The organism is Methylobacterium aquaticum (genome assembly GCF_016804325.1).
Lineage (GTDB): Bacteria > Pseudomonadota > Alphaproteobacteria > Rhizobiales > Beijerinckiaceae > Methylobacterium > Methylobacterium aquaticum_C.
In genome coordinates, this window is record NZ_CP043627.1 from 5,805,401 (window position 1) to 5,824,918 (window position 19,518).

The following is a 19,518-nucleotide window of genomic DNA, read 5'->3' on the forward strand; positions in this document are numbered from 1 at the left end:
CCATCCTCACGTCCGGAAGGAGAAGACCCGCCGCGGCACGCCGGGGCGGGATGAATGGGAGCGATCAGGCGACATCGAGCGGCGCCGTCCCGGCGGCGCGTCCGTCCGCCCCGAGGGTGATGCGCTGGATGCGCGCCTCGGCGCGCTGCAGCAGCGTCTCGCAGTGCCGCTTGAGGACCTCGCCGCGCTCGTAGATCGCGACGGATTCGTCGAGCGGCACGTTGCCCTGTTCGAGGCGTTGCACGATGCCTTCGAGTTCCTCGAGGGCCTTCTCGAACGGCAGGTCCGCGGTTCCGGTTGGGCCGGCGGGTACGGAGACGGCCGCGCGGCTGGCATCGGACCGGGCTGCGGACATGCGTGAAGACACTCCCATGATGAGCGTTGGGTTATGGCGACGGGAGTGGCGCGAAACAACCCTTTGGCGGTGCCGCAGGGGCGCTATGGCGCCAGGGATGCCCGTTTGCGCGCCAGGGCTGCGTTTCGGCCACAGTGGAATCAGTCGATGGTGACGCTGAAGGGCTCGCCCTCGAAGGCGTCCGCCCCGCGACCGATCGCCGCGATGGCCGCCACCATGCGCCCGTCCCGCCCGAGCATCGCATCCGCCACGGCGACGAGGCGCCGGTTCGGCGTCGCCGAGGGCGAGGCCCGGCGCAGTTCCCGGGCGATCTCGGCCTCGTCCCGGTCGGGCCGCAGGGCGCAGGTCGCGATGAAGGCGGCCGCCGTGGAGCGGCTGATGCCGGCGTAGCAGTGGATCACCAGCGGCTGCTCGCGGGGCCAGGCCCGCACGAAGTCGAGGAGCCGCCGGACATGCGCCTCGTCCGGCAGGACGTGGCCGTCGAGGGTGTCGGTGATGTCGCTGACGCCGACGAACAGGTGGTCGGTCTCGGCGATGCTCGGCGGCCGGACCACCTTCGTGCCGACATTGATCAGGGTCACCACGTGGCGCGCGCCGGTCGCCGCGACGGTCTCGGGCAGGCGGGACAGGGCGCAGACGTGAAGGGTCGGCATGGCGGCGGGAAATCCTTCGTGTCAGGGAGCGGAAACGCCCTGCAAGGCGTCGGCCAAGGCGTGGAACCGGGCGAGGAAGGCGCCTTGCGCCTCCGCGGTCGGCCAGGGGTCGAGCAGGGTGCCGAGATCGGCGTCGAGGCGGTCCGGCTTGCCGAACACCCGCACGGCCTCGACCTGCGAGAAGCCGGCGAGCCGCGTCGCCTCGAGATAGGCGCTCAGGCGGTCGGCGCGTTTGCTCAAGCGCTGCATCGCGGCATTGGGCTCGGGGGTGAGGCCGAAGCGCAGGCGGATCGCCGCGAGCAGCCGGTTCTCCACCGCCTTGTAGGAATGGCCGATCGCCGCCTTGAACGGCGAGATGATGTCGCCGATCACGTATTCGGGCGCGTCGTGCAGCAGCAATTCCAGCCGCCCGGCGGCCGGGAGGCCGGGCTCGAAGGCGCCGCCGATCGCCTCGACGAGCAGGGAATGCTGCGCCACCGAGAAGACGTGCGGGCCGGCGGTCTGGCCGTTCCAGCGCGCGACACGGGCCAGACCGTGGGCGATGTCGACAATCTCGACGTCGAGGGGCGAGGGATCGAGGAGGTCGAGGCGCCGCCCCGAGAGCATCCGCTGCCAGGCCCGCGGCGGGGCGCTCACGGCCGGACCCCGAGGCCGCCGGGCCCCGGAAGAGCTGCGCAGGGCTCGTGGCGGCAGCAGCCGACGAGGTGGTCGTTGAGCATGCCGACCGCCTGCATGAAGGCGTAGACGATGGTCGGGCCGCAGAAGCCGAACCCTTCCGCCTTGAGCGCCTTCGACATCCGTCGCGAGACCTCGCTCTCGGTCGGGATCTCGGCGCGGGTCGCGGCTGTCGTCTGGAGCGGCCGTCCGTCGACGAAGTCCCACAGGAAAGCCGAGAAGCCCGGGCCGCGCTCCTGGATGGCGAGCCAGGCCCGCGCGCTGCGGATCGTCGCCTCGATCTTGGCGCGGTTGCGGATGATGCCGGTATCCTGCATCAGCGCCTCGACCTGCGCCGGGCCGAACCGCGCGATCGCCTCGGGCTCGAAGCCCGCGAAGGCCCTCCGAAACCCGTCGCGCCGGCGCAGGATGGTGATCCAGGACAGGCCGGCCTGGAACCCGTCGAGGATCAGCTTCTCGTAGAGGGCGCGGTCGTCGTGCTCGGGCACGCCCCACTCGGTGTCGTGATAGGCGACGTAGAGCGGGTCGGTGCCCGGCCACCAGCAGCGCTGGCAGCCATCGGGATGCAGGATCAGCGACATCCGGCCTCGTGTAGCGGGGGCTGCCCGGAACGCAACCTACTCGACGAACTCGGCCGCGGCGAAGCCCTGCAGGTAGAGGAGCGCGGTCAGGTCGCCGTGGTCGATCCGGGCGTGCGCTGCGGCCGCCACCGCGGGCTTGGCCCGGAACGCCACGCCGAGACCCGCCTCCCCCAGCATCGCCAGGTCGTTGGCGCCGTCGCCCACCGCCAGGGTCTCGGCCGGATCGAGGCCGAACCGGGTGCGCAGCTCGACCAGGGCGTCGCGCTTGGCCTCGCGTCCGACGATCGGCTCGGCGACGGTGCCGGCGAGCCGGTCGCCCTCGGTCTCGAGGCGGTTCGAGCGGTGCTCGTCGAAGCCGATTTGCGCCGCCACCGGCCCGGTGAACAGGGTGAAGCCGCCCGAGACGAGCGCCGTGTAGGCGCCGTGCACCTTGAGGGTGCGCACCAGGGTACGCCCTCCGGGCATCAGGGTGATGCGCTCGGCGATGACCCGATCGACGGCCGTGAGGGGCAAGCCCTTCAGCAGGGCGACGCGCTCGCGCAGGGCCGGCTCGAAGGCGATCTCGCCGCGCATCGCCCGCTCGGTGATCGCCGCGACGTGGTCCTTGAGCCCGACCACGTCGGCGAGCTCGTCGATGCATTCCTGGCCGATCATGGTCGAATCCATGTCGGCGAGAAACAGCCGCTTGCGCCGGTGGGGGCTCACGACCTGCACAGCCACGTCGACGGGTTCAGATCCGAGCGCCGCCCGCAGACGCTCGGCGAGGGCCGGCGCGGAGGCGGGCGCGCCCTCAACCAGGATCTCGGCCGCGACCTCGCCGTGCAGGATGCGCGGCTGGTGCTCGGTCGCCAGCACGCGCCGGGCTTCGGCCAGCACCGCGTCGGTGATGGCGGGGCGCTCCGGGTTTGCTATCAGGGTGGCGACCAAGGTCATCGGGGATCTCGGGTCATCGGAAAAGCTCGGGCTCGTCGGTACGGCGTGTCCCGGCTAGCGCGCATCAGAGAGGCAGGCATGGACGGGCGGGTTCGGGCGATCCTCATCGCAGGGCCGACCGCCTCGGGCAAGTCGGCCCTGGCGCTGGCACTGGCGCGCCGGCATGGCGGCGTGGTGATCAACGCCGATTCGATGCAGGTCTATCGCGACCTCCACCGCCTCAGCGCGCGACCGAGCCCGGAGGAGGAAGCACAGGCGCCCCACCGCCTCTACGGCACGGTCGACGGCGCGGTGAACTTTTCCGTGGGACATTACCTGGAGGAGGCGGGCGCCCTGCTCCGCGACGCCTGGGCGGAGGAGCGCCTGCCGATCGTGGTCGGCGGCACCGGACTCTATTTCATGGGCCTGACCGATGGCCTCTCGGAGATCCCGCCGGTGCCGGACGCGATCCGCGCCGCGGTGCGGGCCGAGGCGGAGGGACGCGAGACGCCCGACCTCCATGCCGCCCTCGCCCTCAAGGACCCGGACGGCGCCGCCCGCCTCGACCCCAACGACCGCCTGCGGGTGCTGCGCGCCCTCGAAGTGCTGGCCGCGACCGGCCGGCCAATCGCCGCCTTCCAGGCCGCGCGCCGGCCGGGCCCGCTCACCGGCCGGCCCTGCGCCAGGATCTTCCTGACCCCGGACCGGGAGGCGTTGCGGGCGCGGATCGATGCTCGCTTCCTCGCGATGATGGCGGCCGGCGCCCTCGACGAGGTGGAGCGGCTTGCCGCCCGCGACCTCGACCCGATGCTGCCGGTGATGCGCGCCCACGGCGTGCCGGGGCTGATCGCTCACCTGCGCGGAGAGATGTCGTACGACGAGGCCGTGGCCCGGGGCCAGGCGGATACGCGGCGCTACGCCAAGCGGCAGGTGACGTGGTTCCGGCACCAGGCCGGGGCGGAGTGGGCGTGGGTGACGCCGGAGGCGACGATGGCGGGGGTGGAAGCGGGGATGTGGGACGGGATGGGGTGAAGTCGGAAGGTTCGGGTGCTTTTTCGGAGACGCGCCCAAGCCGCAGATGAGCAGCTCATCCGACGGTTTTCGCAATTATGACAGTAATTTACCGCAACATCCTGCGATCTCGCTTGAAGCAATCGCAGTTCGATGGTCCGCGTCGAGGAGCCATGAGCGAATCGGACCAAGCCCTTGTTGTATCAGCCCGATTACCGCTCGGGCCACGTTCGATGGGTCTCACCGGATCTCAAATTCTCCGGGTCATTCCGGGGCCGCGGAGCGGAGCCCGGAATCCAGAACCGCGGGTGGCAAAAGATGAATCGGACCGCGATCCGCCCTTTCCTGAACCGTCGGCGGCTCTGATGGTGTGGACGGCCCCCCGATCGGCATCAGTGTGCCAGAATGAGGTCGTTGGGATCTCATCCGAGGAGGCCGTCCATGACCGAGGTTACCCGCATTGGGCTGGATACGTCCAAGGGAAGTTTTCAGCTGCACGGCGTCGATGCGTCCGAGGCTGTGGTCCTGAAGCAGAAGCTGACCCGGACCAAGATGCAGGAGTTCTTCGAGAAGCAGCCGGCCTGCCTGGTGGTGCTGGAGGCCTGTGCGGCGTCGCACGACTGGGCCCGCACGCTGGGGGCGATGGGCCACACGGTCCGGCTGATCGCTCCGCAATTGGTCAAGCCCTACGTGCTGCGCTCCAAGAACGACGCCCGGGACGCGGCAGCCCTGTGCGAGGCAGCCAGCCGGCCGCAGATGCGTTACGTGCCGGTCAAGACGCCCGAGCAGCAGGCCGCGCAGATGCTGGCGGGCCTGCGCGAGCAGCGGCTGAAGCGGCGCACCCAGATCAGCAACAGCCTGCGCGGCTACGCGGCCGAGTTCGGGCTCACGGTCCCGCAGGGTCTGGCCCATCTCGCGGACCTGGCGGAGCGCTTCGCGAAGGAGCCGGCAGTGCCGGACCTGGCCCGCACGCTGTTTGCGGATCTATGGGAGGAGTACCAGGATGCTGACGAGCGGGTGCAAGAGGCTGACCGCCAGCTCAAGCTCTGGCAGCGGGAGAACACGACCTGCCAGCGGCTGAGCGAGGTGCCGGGGCTGGGTCCGGTCGCCTCGGCGTTGCTGGTGATGAAGACGCCCGATCCCGCGGCGTTCGACAGCGGCCGGGACTTCGCGGCGTGGCTGGGCCTGACGCCCAAGGACCACTCGACGGCGGGCCGCCAGCGGCTAGGCGGGATCACGCGAGCGGGTGACGAGCAGTTGCGCAGCGTGCTGGTGGCTGGCGCGATGGCGGTGTTGCGTCACCACAAGCCGGGCAGCGGCGGGCTGAAAGGCTGGCTGACGGGGCTTCTGGCACGCAAGCCGATGAAGGTGGCGGCGGTGGCGCTGGCCAACAAGCTGGCGCGGATTGCCTGGCGTCTTCTGGTGAGCGGGGGCTCGTACGACCCGGCCTGGGCCGGCGCTGCTGTGGGCGGGGCTGCGCCGGCCCAGGCCTGATCGGGGGTAGGATCTGATCGGGAGCAGGGCTTGGCGGTATAGCAGGGCCTGGCAGTATTGTCGGCGAGGCGAGGTCAGCGCGGATTGAAGGAGTTTGGGAGCCGGTGAGGCGCCCGTGAGCTTGCAAGCAGAAGATGAGTGGTCGGCTACGCTGTCTGTGACGCGCGAAAAATCCGTGGAATCCAGGGGCCGTTCGAGGCCGTGTTTCTGATGGGAGAGCGTGTCGCGAACCACCATTTTGGCCGCGGCCCCAGGGCCGCACCAAGGCCGGACATATGGATGCAACGCGAAAGCTTGGCCGGAATTTTCCGCTTGCGAGAAGGGGCCGTCCACATATGGATTCCGGGCTCCGCTTTCGCGGCCCCGGAATGACCCGGAGAGTGTGACGACTGTCGCGGCAGGTCGAGCGGGCGCTCACGCCCGCCCGCGCCGCCCCTCCACCAACCACATCGCCAGCACCGCCGCGGCGATCGCCGCCAGGGCCGCCAGGCCGAGCCCGAGCGGGTAGACCGAGACGCCCCGCACCACCGCGCTGTCGCTCGGGCGGAAGCCGATCCAGTCCGAGCCGGAGAGCCGGCCGGAGCGGCCGATCTGGAGCCGCGGGATGGCGAGCCCGCCTCCGGCCTCGGCCAGCCGCCGCACCGAGCCGCCGGTCGCCTCGGCGAGGCTGCGCAGGCGCTCGGTGTCGCTGAACACGTCGACCAGCTCGCGCGGATTGGCCGGGCCGACGCTGACGAAGGCGACGAGGGGGCCGGAGCGCAGGGTATGCAGCCCGAGTTCGTCGGCCTCGAAGGCGGCGGCGAACAGGCCGGGTTTGTCGGGGTTCAGCGTCAGGGTGCGGGTCTTCCCGCTCGGCGCCGTCACGGTGACAGGCTCGGCGGTGTCGGCCATGGTCTGGCGCTCGACCCGGACCTCGCGGCCGTGCCCGGTGGTGTTGGCCCGCAGAGCCTCCTCCTCCAGGGCCGGCTCCTTCATCAGCCAGTGGCCGAGGCGGCGCAGCAGGTCGAGATGCGGCCCGCCGCCCTCGTAGCCCCGGGCCCAGAGCCAGGCATGGTCGGAGAGGAGGAGCGCCACCCGCCCCTTCTCCTCGCGGGACAGGGCCAGCAGCGGCAGCTTGTCGGCGCCGGCCAGGATCGGGGTGACGCCCGGGCGGACCTCGGCACCGATGAGCCGCAGCCAGTCGCCCCAGGCCGGGGGCGAGGCCTCGGAGCCCGGAAGGTCGCGGGTGACGGGGTGGCGCTGGCCGCTATCGGTCAGCGCCGCCTTGTAGGCGCGCTCCACCACCCGGCCGTTCGGCTCGCCCGGCAGGATCGCGGAAAGCCGCGTACGGGCCAAACTCGCCGCGGAGGCGAATTCCGGGCCGGCGGCGATCAGCAGCGCCCCGCCCTCGCGCACGTAGCGGACGATGTTGTCGAAGTAGCTCGACGGCAGCACGCTCTGGTTGGCGTAGCGGTCGAAGACGATGAGGTCGAAATCCTTGATCTTCTGCTGGAACAGCTCGCGGGTCGGGAAGGCGATCAGCGACAGTTCGGAGATCGGCGTGCCGTCCTGCTTCTCCGGCGGGCGCAGGATGGTGAAATGGACGAGATCGACGTTGGCATCGGATTTCAGCAGGTTGCGCCAGGTGCGCTCGCCGGCATGGGGCTCGCCCGAGACGAGCAGCACCCTGAGCTTCTCGCGGATGCCCTCGATCGGCAGCACCGCCCGGTTGTTGGCGGTGGTCAATTCGCCGGGCAACGCCTCGGCCTCGATCTCGACGACGTTGGGCCCGCCATGCTCGACCCGGAGCGTCAGGCTGAAGGGCTGGCCGGTGCGGACGGTCTGGCGCACCACCTGCTCGCCGTCGCGGCGCACCGTCACCACCGCCGAGCCGGTGCCGCCGCGCTCCATCACCTCGGCCCGGATGGTCTGGTCGCGCCCGACGATGCCGAAGCGCGGCGCCTCGATCAGGCGGATCTGCCGGTCGCGCTCGTCGGGCCGGCCGGTGACCAGCACGTGGAGCGGCGCCTTGAAGCTCGAAGCGGCGAGGTTGGCCGGAATGTCGTGGACGACGCCGTCGGTCAGCATCACAACGCCGGCGAGGCGATCCGGCGGCACGTCGGCGAGCGCGCTGGAGAGCGCCGTGAACAGCCGCGTCCCCTCGTCGCCGCCGGCGGCCTCCGGCACGTCGACGAAGCGCGGCTCGATTTGATTCAAGGTGCCGAGGCGGCGCTGCAACTCGGCCCGCACCGTGTCGGTCATCGCCGGGCGGTCGCCGAGTCCTTGCGACCCCGAGCGGTCGACCACGACGGCGACCACGTCCTTGACCGGCTCGCGCTCCTCCTGGACCAGCGAGGGGTTGGCGAGGGCCAGCAGCACCAGGGCGAGGACGAGGACGCGCAACAGCGCCACCGGCCCGCGGGCGAGGAAGGCGACCACGGCGAGGATCGCGGCGAGGCTCCCTAAGGCCCAGAGGACCGGGACGGGGACGAGGGGGGCGAGGCTGAGGCTCAGCATATGGTTGTCTCTGGGCTGCGGTTTCGCAGTGGCGGCCGCATGTCGTGGAGGTCATAGGGAGCGGACGGCGTATGCGGGATCCCCTCACCCCCTGGGAATGCCGCGTCCGTGATCCGTTTCAGGACGGCATCGAGATCCGACATCACGTCCTCGTTCTTGACGCGCAGCAGGCAGAAGCCCAGGCGCTCGATCTCCTTCGTTCGCCGGGCGTCGTAGTCACGGTGCCACTCGTGCTGTCGGCCGTCGAGTTCGACGATCAGCTTGCGGTCAGGGGACAGGAAGTCGACCGTGTAGAGCAAGAGCGGAACTTGCCGCTTGAACTTGATCCCGTGACAGCGGCGCCCGCGTAGCACGGTCCAGAGACGATCCTCGGCCGAAGTTGCCTGCTGCCGTAAGGCCCTGGCGAACTGCCTCGACTCTCGGGCCATGCTGGGTGTTCCTCTATAAAGATGCTTATCAAGAGCCGAAATATTTCCAGAAGAGCGCGGGATCCCCTCTCCCGTGTGGGAGAGGGGTAGGGGTGAGGGTGACACGCTTCCGTGTGAAACAATGAGCGTCGTGTTGCCAGCGGGACGGTGGGAGCATGACTTAGAACCGTAGCACCCTCACCCCTACCCCTCTCCCACACGGGAGAGGGGATCCCGCGCCACACACGTTTAACCTCGTGTTCCATACATTTTTTACTGCCCCAACCGCTCCAACAACGCCGGCACGTGGACCTGGTCGGCCTTGTAGTTGCCGGTGAGCGCGTACATCACGAGGTTGACGCCGCCGCGGTAGGACATCTCGCGTTGCCGCGGATCGCCGCCGACGAGGGGATAGAGGGCTTCGCCGCGCCGGCCGACGGCCCAGGCCGAGGCGAGGTCATTGCCCGTGATGACGATCGGCGAGACGCCGTCGCCGGCCCGGGCCGGGCGGCGCTCGGCCCCGTCGCCGGCCGGCGGCAGCGCCTCGACCCAGGTCTGGCCGGTGGCGTAGCGGCCGGGGAAGCTGTCGACGAGGTAGAACGCCTTGGTCAGCACGTGGTCGCGTGGCACCGGCTCGAGTTCCGGCACTTCCAGAGTCGCGAGCATGCGCTGGAGGGTGAGGGCTTCCGGCGTCGGCGGGCCGCCGGGACGGGCCGTCATCGCGTCGCGGGTGTCGAAGATCACCGTGCCGCCGTTCTTCATGAAGGCGTCGATCCGCCGGATCGCCGCCTCGCCCGGCAGCGGCCGGTTCGGCACGATCGGCCAGTAGATCAGCGGGTAGAAGGCGAGCTCGTCCTTGGCCGGGTCGATGCCGGCGGGCTCGCCGGGTTCGAGCGCGGTGCGGCTCGCCAGCATCTGGGTCAGCCCGGTGAGGCCGGCCCGGCTCGTCTCGTCGACGGTGGCATCGCCGGTGACGACGTAGGCGATGCGGGTGACGAGCGCCGATTCGATGCCGTTCGGCCGGTTGGCCGCGGGCTCGGCCGCTCGGGCGATGTCCGGGCTCGCGCCGAGCACCAGGAGGCCGAGGATCACGGCCGCGGCGGCCGGCCGGCGGCGCAGGCGCCCCGCCATCCGGCCGAGGAAGCCGCCGAGCCACAGGCTCGCCAGGGTGTCGAGGGCGAGCAGCAGCAGGGCGGCGAGGAAGAACGGCCCGCGCAGGTCGCGGGTCCGGGCCTCCTCCAGGCCGCCGAAGCGGGCACCGGCAAGGGCTTTCAGGTCGAGGGGCTTCAGCCGATCCTCGGCGGTGAGCGCGTTGACCGCGAGGCCGCCATCGACCGGGCCGTAATAGCCCGGCGGATGCTCCGGATTCGCCCGCTCGGTCCAGGTCGCCGGGATCGCCCGAGCGGTGGGCGGGGGCGCCTTCAGGGCGCCGAACCCGTCGAGGGTCAGGCGCGGGGCGAGCACCGGCGGCGGGGCGCCCGGATTCGAGCCGGTCGTCGGCGGGGTGGTGCCGGCGAGCGCCACGACCCGGCGCAGCATGGTGACGAACAGGCCCGACAGCGGCAGGTTCGACCAGGTGGTGTCGGCGGTGACGTGGACCAGGACCACCATGCCCTCCCCCCGCTTGGCGGCGGTGACGATCGGAGTGCCGTCCTGAAGGGCGGCCCAGGTGCGCCGGGCGAGGTCGCCGTCCGGCTCGGCGAGGATCTGGCGCCGCACGCCGATATCGGCCGGCGGCGTCAGGCCCGCAAAGGGGCTCTCGGGGGCGAAGGGCGCCAGCGTGCGCGGGCTGTCCCAGGACAGCGTGCCGCCGAGGTTGCGCCCGCCTCGCCGCAGGCGCACCGGCACGAGGTCGTCGCTGCCGGCGGCGAGCCGGGCGCCGGCGAAGCGCAGGAGCAGCCCGCCCTTGTCGACGAAGGCGGAGACCCGCTCCAGCGTCGCGGGATCGAGGGCGCCGACATCGGCGAGCACCAGGACCGAGACCTGGGAATCGAGCATCTGGCCGATGGATTCGGCGACGCCGCGACCGCCGCGGGGCTCCAGCACGTCGGCGAAGGGCGTCAGCGCGCGGGACAGGTAGTAGGTCGGCGAGAGCAGCGGCTGGGCCTGGTCGCTGGTGCCGCCGAAGACGAGGCCGACCCGGCGGCGCCGGCCGCGCTCGTCGGCCAGAACCACGGCGCCGGCCGAGTGCTCGCCCGCCACCTCGAACCGCGCGATGGTGTTGCGCAGTTCCACCGGCAGGTCGAAGCGGACCTCCGTCGCGGTGGCATTGCCGGCAAACGAGAAATTCGTCTCGGCGAGCGGCAGGCCCTTGGCATCGAGGGCCCGGACCGTGCCGGAATCACGGCCGTTCGGCTCCGCCCGGACCACGCTGACGCCGAGCTGCCCGCCGGACGAATCGGGGCCGGCGAGGCCCAAGGGCAGTGCCCGCTCGGCCCTCAAGACGGTGATCTCGGCGCGGTTGCGGGATGCCGCCGCCGCGAGGCCCGCCGGGAAGCCGTCGCCGTCCGGCCCCGCCACGCCGTCGCCGACCCAGACCACGGCGCTGCCCGGGTTCCGCTCCAGGAAGGCGGTCAGCGACGGCAATTGCGCCGAGCGGTCGGCGAGGTGCGGCAGCGGCTCGATGGCGCGCAGGCGTTCGAGCGCCGGGCCGGGGCCGGTGGCCTCCAGGCCCGTCGGCGCCGCGGCGGTGGCGAGGAGCGCCACCGGCCGGCCGGCCCGGGAGGCCGCCTCGACCTCGGCGGTGGCCACACGGATCCGGTCGCGCCAGTCCTGCGCCGCGGTGAACCCGTTGTCGAGAATGAGAACCAGGGGCGTCCGCCCGTCGCCCGCGCCCTGCGGGCTCGGGTTCCAGACCGGTCCCGACACCGCGAGGATCAGGCAGGCGGCGGCGAGGAGGCGCAGCGCCAGCAGCCAGGGCGGGGTGCGGGCCGGGGTCTCGCGCTCCGGCAGCAGGTCGGCGAGGATGCGCAGCGGCGGAAAGTCGATCCGGCGCGGGCGCGGCGGCGTCACGCGCAGGAGGTACCAGAGCGCCGGCAGGGCGATCAGCGCCGCGAGGGCGGCGGGGGCCGCGAAGCCGAGGGGCAGTCCGAACATCGAAGGCGTCCTCAGCCTGCGCCGCGGGCGGCGGCGACCAGGGTGACAAGGCGGAACGCCGCCTCGCTCGCCGGCCGGTCGGTGCGGTGCAGCGTGAGCGTCCAACCCTGCGCGCGGGCGATCTCGGCCAACGCGTTGCGATGGGCGCGGATCCGCCGCCTGTAGGCCTCGCCCCAGGCCGCAGCGTCGCCGACCCGGAGCGACAGGCCGGTCTCGAGGTCGTGCAATTCGGCCTCACCGGAGAACGGGAACGTCTCCTCCACCGGATCGACCACCATGACGAGGTGGCCGCGGCTGCCGGCGCCGGCGATTGCCGCGACCGCGGCCTGCACCTGCTCGGGGGGAGAGAGGAAATCGCCGATCAGCACCGCCTCGTCGAAACGGCCGACGGGGGCGCGCGGCGGCAGGTCCTCGTCGAGGCCGGAGGTGTCGCCCGACAGGGTCTCGGCCATCCGCTCGACGATGGCGCGGGTGGCCTGGGGCCGCGACAGGCCGAGCAGCCCGACCCGCTCGCCGGCCTCCACGAAGGCGTCGCCGAGCGCCAGCGCCAGCACGAGCGCCCGCTCGATCTTCGGCGCCTGCGCCAGGGTCGAGCCGAAGCCCATCGAGGCCGAGCGGTCGACCCAGAACCAGACGGTATGCGCCGCCTCCCATTCGCGCTCGCGGACGTAGAGCCGGTCGTCCCTGCCCGAACGGCGCCAGTCGATCCGGCTCGCCGCCTCCCCGGCGACGAAGGGGCGGAACTGCCAGAAACTCTCGCCCGGCCCGGCCCGGCGGCGGCCGTGCAGGCCGTGCGCCAGGGTCGCGGCGACCCGGCGGGCCTCCAGGATCAGGCGCGGCATCCGCTCGGCGAGCGTGAGGGCGGTCTCGGTCTCCCGCCGGCCGGGGGCGCGGAGGCCTGCATCGAGGACGCGCGTCGCGACCACCGGGTCAGAGCCGCCCGACGAGGCGGCCGATCAGGCCGGGGATCGTCTCGCCGTCGGCCCGCGCCGCGAAGGTCAGCGCCATGCGGTGCTTCAGCACCGGCTCGGCGAGCGCCGCCACGTCGTCGACGGAGGGCGCGACCCGGCCCTCGATCAGCGCGCGGGCGCGCACCGCCAGCATCAGCGCCTGGCTGGCGCGGGGGCCGGGGCCCCAGAGCAGCTTGTCGGCGATCGCCGCGTCGCCGCCGACGGGACGCGCGGCGCGCACGAGATCGAGGATCGCGTCGACCACCGCCTCGCCGACGGGCAGGCGCCGCACCAGGCGCTGGGCCGAGAGCAGGCTGTCCGTATCCATCACGGCCTGCGGCCGGTGCTCCTCGGCGCCGGTGGTCTCGAGCAGGATGCGCCGCTCGGCGGCGCGGTCGGGATAGCCGACGTCGATCTCCAGAAGGAAGCGGTCGAGCTGGGCCTCGGGCAGCGGGTAGGTGCCCTCCTGCTCGATCGGATTCTGGGTCGCCAGCACGTGGAACGGCCGCGGCAGGTCGTGGCGGGCGCCGGCCACCGAAACGAAGCGCTCCTGCATCGCCTGGAGCAGTGCCGACTGGGTGCGGGGGCTGGCGCGGTTGATCTCGTCGGCCATCAGGAGCTGGGTGAAGATCGGCCCGCGCACGAAGCGGAACGAGCGGTGCCGGTCCTGGTCCTCGTCGAGGATCTCGCTGCCGAGGATGTCGGACGGCATCAGGTCGGGGGTGAACTGCACCCGGCGCGCATCGAGCCCGAGCACGGTGCCCAGGGTCTCGACGAGCTTGGTCTTGGCCAGTCCCGGCAAACCGACGAGGAGCCCGTGGCCGCCCGCCAGCACGGTGACCAGCGCGAGATCGACCACCTGCTCCTGCCCGAAGATGACCCCGTGGATCGCCTCCCGGGCGCGCCCGACGCCGGCGAGGCAGGCTTCCGCGGCGGCGACGATGCCGTCATCCATCGGGGTCGCGGCGGCCGGCGCGGTGGTTGGGGTCATGCGGGGTCCTCATCGTCGTCCGGGGGCCTCGCGGCCCGTCCCGGGGATCGGGGAGTGTGGCTCCCTTCCGCACCGCAAGGCAAGGTCGGCGCGACGCCGCAGGGCGGCGGGGCGGGTGTCGCTTCGGCTGGGTGGGCGGGCTCGTCTCGGAGAAGCGTCTATCCAGGGAAAGGAGAGTCGCGGGTTCCTCCTCTCCCCGCGGGCGGCAGGGCTGTCCATAGAGAGGGATAGCGCGGGCAAACCCTCCCCCCACTGTGCAGGGCTGTCCGGGGAAAGGCGAGGCGCAGGAAAGTCCCTCTCCCCGCGGGCGGGGAGAGGCTTTCGTCCCCCTTGTCGGGGACGAAAGGAGCGGAGGCGAAAGCCGCAGCGAGGGTAAGGGGGTGTTTCCGGATGAGGCTCCTTCGGAAACACCCCCTCACCCTCGCCCTTCGGGCTTCCTGAGCCCCTTCGGAGCTCAGGCCTCTCCCCGCAACGAAGTCGGGCTTCCCCGACTTCGTCCGTCGCTTGCAGATCCCGGGCAAGCCCGGGATCTGTCGGGGAGAGGGGAAACCCGCGCTTTTTTCTTTCCCCAGACAGCCCTGCCCACTGTGGGGGAGCGCAGCGGGACGAAGTCCCACCGAGAGGGGCAGCGCGACGTTGATCCAGATGGCGCCCGTCACCATGGTCCCGACATTGCCGGAAGCGTCGCCCCCTCTCCCGCCCGGCTGCGCCGGGCACCCTCCCCCGCAGAGGGGGGAGGGAGAAACCCGCGCCCCTTGCTACACCGTCTCACGCAGCAGAGTTGATCGGCCTTGGAACCGCCTCACGGCTCCTGGCAGGCGAAACTCTCCGCCTTGTCCGCCTCGCCGCCCTGATACCGCGCCTCCTTCGGGTAGGGGCAGAGCAGCCGCGTGCGGCCCGGGAAGGCGGTGCCGCGGGCGACGAGCCGGTCGGGCGCCTCGCCGCGCTCGACCCAGGATTCGATCGCAGCGAGCGGGTCGACATCGTCGAGGGCCGGCCCGCCGCCGCAATGGTTCATGCCCGGCACCAGGAACAGGCGTGCCCGGTCGGCGAACGCCGCCGCGCCGCCGTTGTCACGCGTCAGCGCCTGCCAGTGCTCGACGAGGTCGCGGGCGGAAAAGACCGGGTCGGCGGCGCCCTGGTAGACGAGGAGACGACCGCCGCGGGCGGCGAAGGTCGACAGGAAGGTGCCGGTCGGGTCGTTGAGGGCGGCGGTTTCGGCGGTGCGCGGGGTGTCGCGGTCGAAATCGAAGCGCAGGGCATCGAAGCCGGGATCGGGCGGGGTCAGAAAGTAGTTGGCGATCGCGGACGGCCCGAGGGTGGCGTTGCGGGCGTTCGGCACAGCGGTCTTCGAGGTGCCGAGCTTCCAGGCCCGCCAGCCCGGCGCGGCAAGGCCCGGGTCCCAGGGCCAGGAGGCGTAGACCGGCTTCCCTTGCGAATCGTGGGCGCCGCCGAAGCTCGTCCGCAAAGCCTCGACCTGCGCCTGGCTGAGGCAGGTCGCGGTCTTGTCGCCCGGGCAGGCGAGGCTCGCCGGATCGAACCGGCACGAGGCGACCGCCTCGACCGTGCCGTCGGCGAGCCCGTCCGCGGCGTCGCAGGTCTTGAGGACGGATCGCGCCACGAGGTCCAGGTCGGCCTGGGTGAAGGCCTCGGCCAGGACCGGCTTGCCCTCGGCGTCCTTGGGCGCGGCCGACAGGAAGGCGCGCGTGTCCCAGACCTGGCCGAGGGCCGCCCGGGTCAGCCGGAAGGTCGGGGCGCCGGCTACCACGCCGTCGAAGGCGGTGGGAAAGCGCGTCGCCGCCATCAGGGCCGAGCGGCCGCCATTGGAGCAGCCCATGAAATAAGCGTGCGCCGGGGCGCGGCCGTAGCGGGCCGCGATCAGGGCCTTGGCTTCCCGCGCGACTTCCCCGACCGCCCGGTAGGCGAAGTCGATCCGCGCCTGCTGGTCGAGGCCGAAGGAGGCGTCGGCATTGTCGCGGCCGCGATGGCCGGAATCGGTCGAGGCGACGGCATAGCCGCGCACAAGGGCCGGCGGCGCCGTCGCCCCCGAGATCGGGATCGCGCCGAGCGCCTCGCCGACCACGCCGTCGAGCCCGCCGCCGCCCTGGAACAGGAAGCGGCCGTTCCAGGTCTCCGGCAGGCGCAACTGGAAGCCGATGCCGTAGGCGACGCCGCCCGCCCCGGCCCGCGGATCGATGGTGCCCTCGACGAGGCAATGGGCCGGCAAGGCTGCCTTCGCGCGGGCCGCTCCGGTAAGGGCGGCGCGGCCGGGATTGTCGGCCGGCAGGGTGCCGGCGGGGACCGGCTCCGCACGGGTGATGTGCAGGTCCGGCCGGGCGAGGCGCGTGAGGTCGCCGCAGGCGAGCGGCGCGGCGAGGGCCGGCAGGGCAAGGGAGAGGGAGCCGGCGACGACGGCCGGCAGGGCGAGCCCCGCCCCCCGCACGATGGTGCGCACCATGAGCCCCCTTCCCCAGAGATGTGGCCGGGCCGTCGAGCGCCCCGCAGGATGTCGGCCGACACTCGGCCCCGGCGCGCGGCTGCCGTCAAGCGACGGCGACGACGAAACCCTGCGGCAGCCCGTCTCCGGCCCTGTCGCCGCGGCAGGACCCGGCGCATGATCCGGGGACGAACCATCGCCGGGAGGATCCGCCATGATGCACCGCGACGCACCGCCCATCGACCGTCGGATGCTGATCCTGTCGGGCGCGGCCCTCGCCGGCTCCGGCCTCGCGGCGCCGGCAGCCGCCGCGGAGGCAACGGCCACCGGCCCTCTCGCCGACATACCCCTGGTGCCGCCGCGGACGGAGTTCGTCTACGAGGCCGTGGTCGAGATCGCCCCGCTGGTGCCGCTCGGCGATTCGCCGCTCGGTGAGCGCCGCATGGTCCCGATCACCGGCGGCCGGTTCCAGGGCCCGCGGCTCCGCGGCATCGTCCTGCCCGGCGGGGCCGACCGGCAGCTGGTGCGCAAGGACGGCGTCCGGCGCCTCGATGCCCTCTACGAGTTGAGGACCGAGGACGGGGCGATCCTCACCGTGCGCAACCAGGTGACGATCGATCCCGGCCGCGACGGCGGGCCGGATTCCCGCTTCTCGACCATCGACGTCACGGCGCCCGAGGGGCCGCATGCCTGGCTCAACCGGCTGGTGCTGGTCGGCACCCTGCACAGCCTACGGCCGGCACAGGAGGCGGTGCTGGTGCGGGCGTTCCGGCTGGCCTGACGCATGGTAGGATGGTGGCGAGCAACCGGGAGCGCCCGCCATGCGCGCCGCTGAGACACGCGATCCTCCGATGAGCCTCGACGGCTTCCTGGCCTTCCTGGAGGACAGGCCGAAGGGGGAACGCTGGGAACTGGACGACGGGGTGCCGCTGATGAACCCGCAGCCGACGCGGCGGCATGACTGGATCCAGACCAACATCCTGGAGGCCCTGCGGCAACATTGGCGCCTTCATGCCAGTCCCTGGCGCCCCTCCGGCCCGAGTCAGGTCCCGGTGCCGGGCGCAGCCCGCACCGTGGCGCCCGACATTCTGGTCGCGCCGGATGACGGCCGCGACGACCTCTGCATCACGCCTGCACCGCTGGTCGTGTTCGAGGTTCTGTCACCCAGCGATCGGCCACGCCGGCAAACGTCGAAGCTCGCCGCCTACGCTGCCGTCTCCTCGATCGAGAGCGTCGTGCTGGTGCGGCAGGACCGACGCTCGGTCGTCGTGCATCGCAGAAATCCGGCAGGCGGACTCTCGCCCATCGTCTGTACGGACGAGGTCGATCTGCCGGAGATCGGCGTCACGCTCACGCTCGATGTAATCTACGCCTATACGCCGCTTGCCTGACAGATGGGCCTGCTGGTTGCGAGCAGCTTTGCTTCTCACCCCAGCTCCGCCTCCAAGAACTCCCGCACCGCCCCCGCCTCGATCCCCGGCGCGATAAAGCTTTTCCCGATGCCCCGCGCCAGGATGAAGGTGAGCGCCCCGTCGCGGACCTTCTTGTCCTGGCGCATGGCGTCGAGGAGCTGGTCGGCATCGCCGCAACCGCCCGGCACCTGCGCCAGCGTGGTCGGCAGGCCGGCGAGCGCCAGGTGGTTGGCGACGCGGCCGGCATCCTGGCCCGGGCACAGGCCGAGCCGGGCGGAGAAGCGGAAGGCGAGGCACAGGCCGATCGCCACCGCCTCGCCGTGGACGAGGCGGGCGGAATCGTAACGCGTCAGGCGTTCCAGCGCATGCGCGAAGGTGTGGCCGAGATTGAGGAGCGCCCGCTCGCCATCCTCGCGCTCGTCGCGCACCACCACGCCGGCCTTGGCCCGGCAGCAGGCGGCCACCGCCGCCTCGCGGGCCGGACCGCCCGAAAAGATCTCGGCGAGGTTGGCCTCGCACCAGGCGAAGAAGTCGGGAGAATCGATCAGCCCGTACTTCGCCACCTCGGCGTAGCCGGCGCGCATCTCGCGCAAGGACAGGGTGTCGAGGGAGGCGGTGTCGGCGATCACCAGGCTCGGCTGGTGGAAGGCGCCGACGAGGTTCTTGCCGTGGGGCGAATTGATGCCGGTCTTGCCGCCGACCGACGAATCGACCTGGGCGAGGAGCGTGGTCGGCGCCTGGACGAAGCGCACGCCCCGCCGCAGGGATGCCGCCGCGAAGCCCGCCAGGTCCCCGACGACGCCGCCGCCCAGCGCCAGGACGAGGTCGCCGCGCTCGATCCGGTGGGCGATCAGCCCGTCGCAGACCTGGGCGAAGCCCGCATAGCTCTTCGAGCCCTCGCCCGGCGCCACGGCGATCAGGGTGGTGCGCAGGCCCGCCTGTTCCAGCGAGGCGGTGACGGCCTCGCCGTATTCCGCCGCCACGGTCTCGTCGCTCACCACGCCGACGGCGCGGGCCTTGAGCGCGGCGACGCGGGGACCGATCCCGGCCAGAAGCCCGCGGCCGATCAGGATGTCGTAGGCCCGGCCCCCGTCGAGGGGCACGTGAACGGTCTCGGTCTGCACGATGGTCCTCGGAATCCGTCGGGAATCGTCTACTGGGCGGCGAGGCCGTGGCCGGCGAAGGCGGGCGTACCGGGCTCGGGGCCGTCCTCGCCGGCGTCCGGCGACGGCGTGCCGCCGTCGCCCGGGGGCAGGCGGTCCATCGACCCGCCGGCGAATTCCCCGGGCGCGTCCCCCGCCATGTAGGCGTCGAGGGCTTCCAGCACGTCCTGCACCACCCGGTCGTGGGAGACGTCGCGCGACACCACGACCACGTCGGCCCCGCCATAGACGGGATGGCGCAGGTCCATCAGCCGGCGCATCGTGCCCTCGGGGTCCTCGTTCTGGAGCAGCGGCCGGCCGGGGCGCTTGCGCACCCGGCGCATCAGCACGTCGAGATCCGCCTTGAGCCAGACCGAGACCCCGGCCTCGGCGATGCGCTGGCGCGTCTCCGGCCGCATGAAGGCGCCGCCGCCGGTGGCGAGCACCATCGGGCCCTCGCGCAGAAGGCGGGCGATCACCCGCTCCTCGCCGTCGCGAAAGCTCGGCTCGCCGTAGATGGCGAAGATGTCCGGGATGGTCAGGCCGGCCGCCGCCTCGATCTCGTGGTCGGCGTCCTTGAAGATCAGGCCGAGGCGCCCCGCCAGGCGCTTGCCGACGGTGCTCTTGCCCGCGCCCATGAGCCCGACCAGCACGATCGAGCGCAGGCCGAGACCCCGGCGCACGCGCGATTCGATCGTCTGTTCATGAGGGGGACGCTGGTTCATGCGGCGTTCTTTAGCCTGTTTTTCGCGCAGGACGAAACGGCGGATATCGGGGAAAACCACCGCCTTTCGCCCCCTCCCCTCCGGCCGCCCCGGGCACCCGCGCAACAGCCGCCCGCATTCCGCCGCGACCCCGGCCGCCGGCCTTGCCTCCGGGGACACCACGTGGTCGAACCGACGGCCA

Annotated in this window: 17 protein-coding genes; 4 read left to right on the forward strand and 13 right to left on the reverse strand. The window is 72.2% G+C overall.

Annotation, left to right across the window (positions count from 1 at the left end; all coding sequences use genetic code 11):
• Positions 1-64: 64 nt before the first annotated feature.
• The 5 genes from F1D61_RS26670 to serB all read right to left on the reverse strand — a co-directional run bounded on the left by F1D61_RS26670 (position 65) and on the right by serB (position 3,197).
• Positions 65-355 (reverse strand): exodeoxyribonuclease VII small subunit, encoded by a 291-nt coding sequence (locus F1D61_RS26670; protein WP_048453531.1) that lies wholly within the window; start codon positions 353-355, stop codon positions 65-67.
• 140 nt (positions 356-495) lie between these two features.
• A complete protein-coding gene (locus F1D61_RS26675) occupies positions 496-1,008 on the reverse strand; it encodes a tyrosine phosphatase family protein (RefSeq protein ID WP_203155128.1) in 513 nt (170 codons plus the stop codon).
• A 21-nt stretch (positions 1,009-1,029) separates the two neighbouring features.
• Complete coding sequence (locus F1D61_RS26680) at positions 1,030-1,614, reverse strand: HD family hydrolase (RefSeq protein ID WP_203159294.1); 585 nt, start codon at positions 1,612-1,614, stop codon at positions 1,030-1,032.
• A gap of 26 nt (positions 1,615-1,640) precedes the next feature.
• Positions 1,641-2,264, reverse strand: coding sequence for a DNA-3-methyladenine glycosylase I (locus F1D61_RS26685; RefSeq protein ID WP_203155129.1), 624 nt, complete (start codon positions 2,262-2,264; stop codon positions 1,641-1,643).
• 36 nt (positions 2,265-2,300) lie between these two features.
• Complete coding sequence (serB, locus tag F1D61_RS26690) at positions 2,301-3,197, reverse strand: phosphoserine phosphatase SerB (RefSeq protein ID WP_203155130.1); 897 nt, start codon at positions 3,195-3,197, stop codon at positions 2,301-2,303.
• A 78-nt stretch (positions 3,198-3,275) separates the two neighbouring features.
• Between serB and miaA the strand changes: the two genes are divergently transcribed.
• Positions 3,276-4,208 carry a tRNA (adenosine(37)-N6)-dimethylallyltransferase MiaA gene (gene miaA / locus F1D61_RS26695; protein WP_203155131.1) on the forward strand — a complete coding sequence of 311 codons (933 nt, stop codon included), beginning with the start codon at positions 3,276-3,278 and terminating at the stop codon, positions 4,206-4,208.
• Positions 4,209-4,628: 420 nt separating this feature from the next.
• Positions 4,629-5,681 carry an IS110 family transposase gene (locus tag F1D61_RS26700; RefSeq protein ID WP_203155132.1) on the forward strand — a complete coding sequence of 351 codons (1,053 nt, stop codon included), beginning with the start codon at positions 4,629-4,631 and terminating at the stop codon, positions 5,679-5,681.
• A 414-nt stretch (positions 5,682-6,095) separates the two neighbouring features.
• On the opposite strand, the gene F1D61_RS26705 is transcribed toward F1D61_RS26700, so the two are convergent.
• From F1D61_RS26705 to F1D61_RS26730, 6 genes are all read right to left on the reverse strand, one after another.
• Entirely contained in the window at positions 6,096-8,177 is a 2,082-nt protein-coding gene (locus F1D61_RS26705) for a hypothetical protein (protein ID WP_203155133.1), read from the reverse strand.
• Complete coding sequence (locus F1D61_RS26710; protein WP_203155134.1) at positions 8,171-8,605, reverse strand: endonuclease domain-containing protein; 435 nt, start codon at positions 8,603-8,605, stop codon at positions 8,171-8,173. Before F1D61_RS26710 ends, F1D61_RS26705 begins: the two co-directional genes overlap by 7 nt.
• Before the next feature lie 252 nt (positions 8,606-8,857).
• Positions 8,858-11,680 carry a DUF4159 domain-containing protein gene (locus F1D61_RS26715; protein ID WP_203155135.1) on the reverse strand — a complete coding sequence of 941 codons (2,823 nt, stop codon included), beginning with the start codon at positions 11,678-11,680 and terminating at the stop codon, positions 8,858-8,860.
• An 11-nt stretch (positions 11,681-11,691) separates the two neighbouring features.
• A complete protein-coding gene (locus F1D61_RS26720) occupies positions 11,692-12,606 on the reverse strand; it encodes a DUF58 domain-containing protein (RefSeq protein WP_203155136.1) in 915 nt (304 codons plus the stop codon).
• Positions 12,607-12,610: 4 nt separating this feature from the next.
• Complete coding sequence (locus tag F1D61_RS26725; protein ID WP_203155137.1) at positions 12,611-13,621, reverse strand: AAA family ATPase; 1,011 nt, start codon at positions 13,619-13,621, stop codon at positions 12,611-12,613.
• Between the two features lie 802 nt (positions 13,622-14,423).
• The gene (locus F1D61_RS26730; protein ID WP_203155138.1) at positions 14,424-16,079 is read right to left on the reverse strand and encodes a tannase/feruloyl esterase family alpha/beta hydrolase; all 1,656 of its coding nucleotides are present in this window, start codon (positions 16,077-16,079) and stop codon (positions 14,424-14,426) included.
• 193 nt (positions 16,080-16,272) lie between these two features.
• Here F1D61_RS26730 and F1D61_RS26735 point away from each other — a divergent pair, with 193 nt between their 5' ends.
• Both F1D61_RS26735 and F1D61_RS26740 read left to right on the forward strand, forming a co-directional pair.
• Complete coding sequence (locus F1D61_RS26735) at positions 16,273-16,839, forward strand: DUF3237 domain-containing protein (RefSeq protein ID WP_203155139.1); 567 nt, start codon at positions 16,273-16,275, stop codon at positions 16,837-16,839.
• Between the two features lie 40 nt (positions 16,840-16,879).
• Positions 16,880-17,449, forward strand: coding sequence for a Uma2 family endonuclease (locus F1D61_RS26740; RefSeq protein WP_203155140.1), 570 nt, complete (start codon positions 16,880-16,882; stop codon positions 17,447-17,449).
• A gap of 35 nt (positions 17,450-17,484) precedes the next feature.
• Here F1D61_RS26740 and aroB read toward each other — a convergent pair whose 3' ends face one another.
• Both aroB and F1D61_RS26750 read right to left on the reverse strand, forming a co-directional pair.
• Positions 17,485-18,594 (reverse strand): 3-dehydroquinate synthase, encoded by a 1,110-nt coding sequence (gene aroB / locus F1D61_RS26745; RefSeq protein WP_246775549.1) that lies wholly within the window; start codon positions 18,592-18,594, stop codon positions 17,485-17,487.
• A 29-nt stretch (positions 18,595-18,623) separates the two neighbouring features.
• Complete coding sequence (locus F1D61_RS26750) at positions 18,624-19,337, reverse strand: shikimate kinase (RefSeq protein ID WP_246775550.1); 714 nt, start codon at positions 19,335-19,337, stop codon at positions 18,624-18,626.
• Positions 19,338-19,518: the final 181 nt, after the last annotated feature.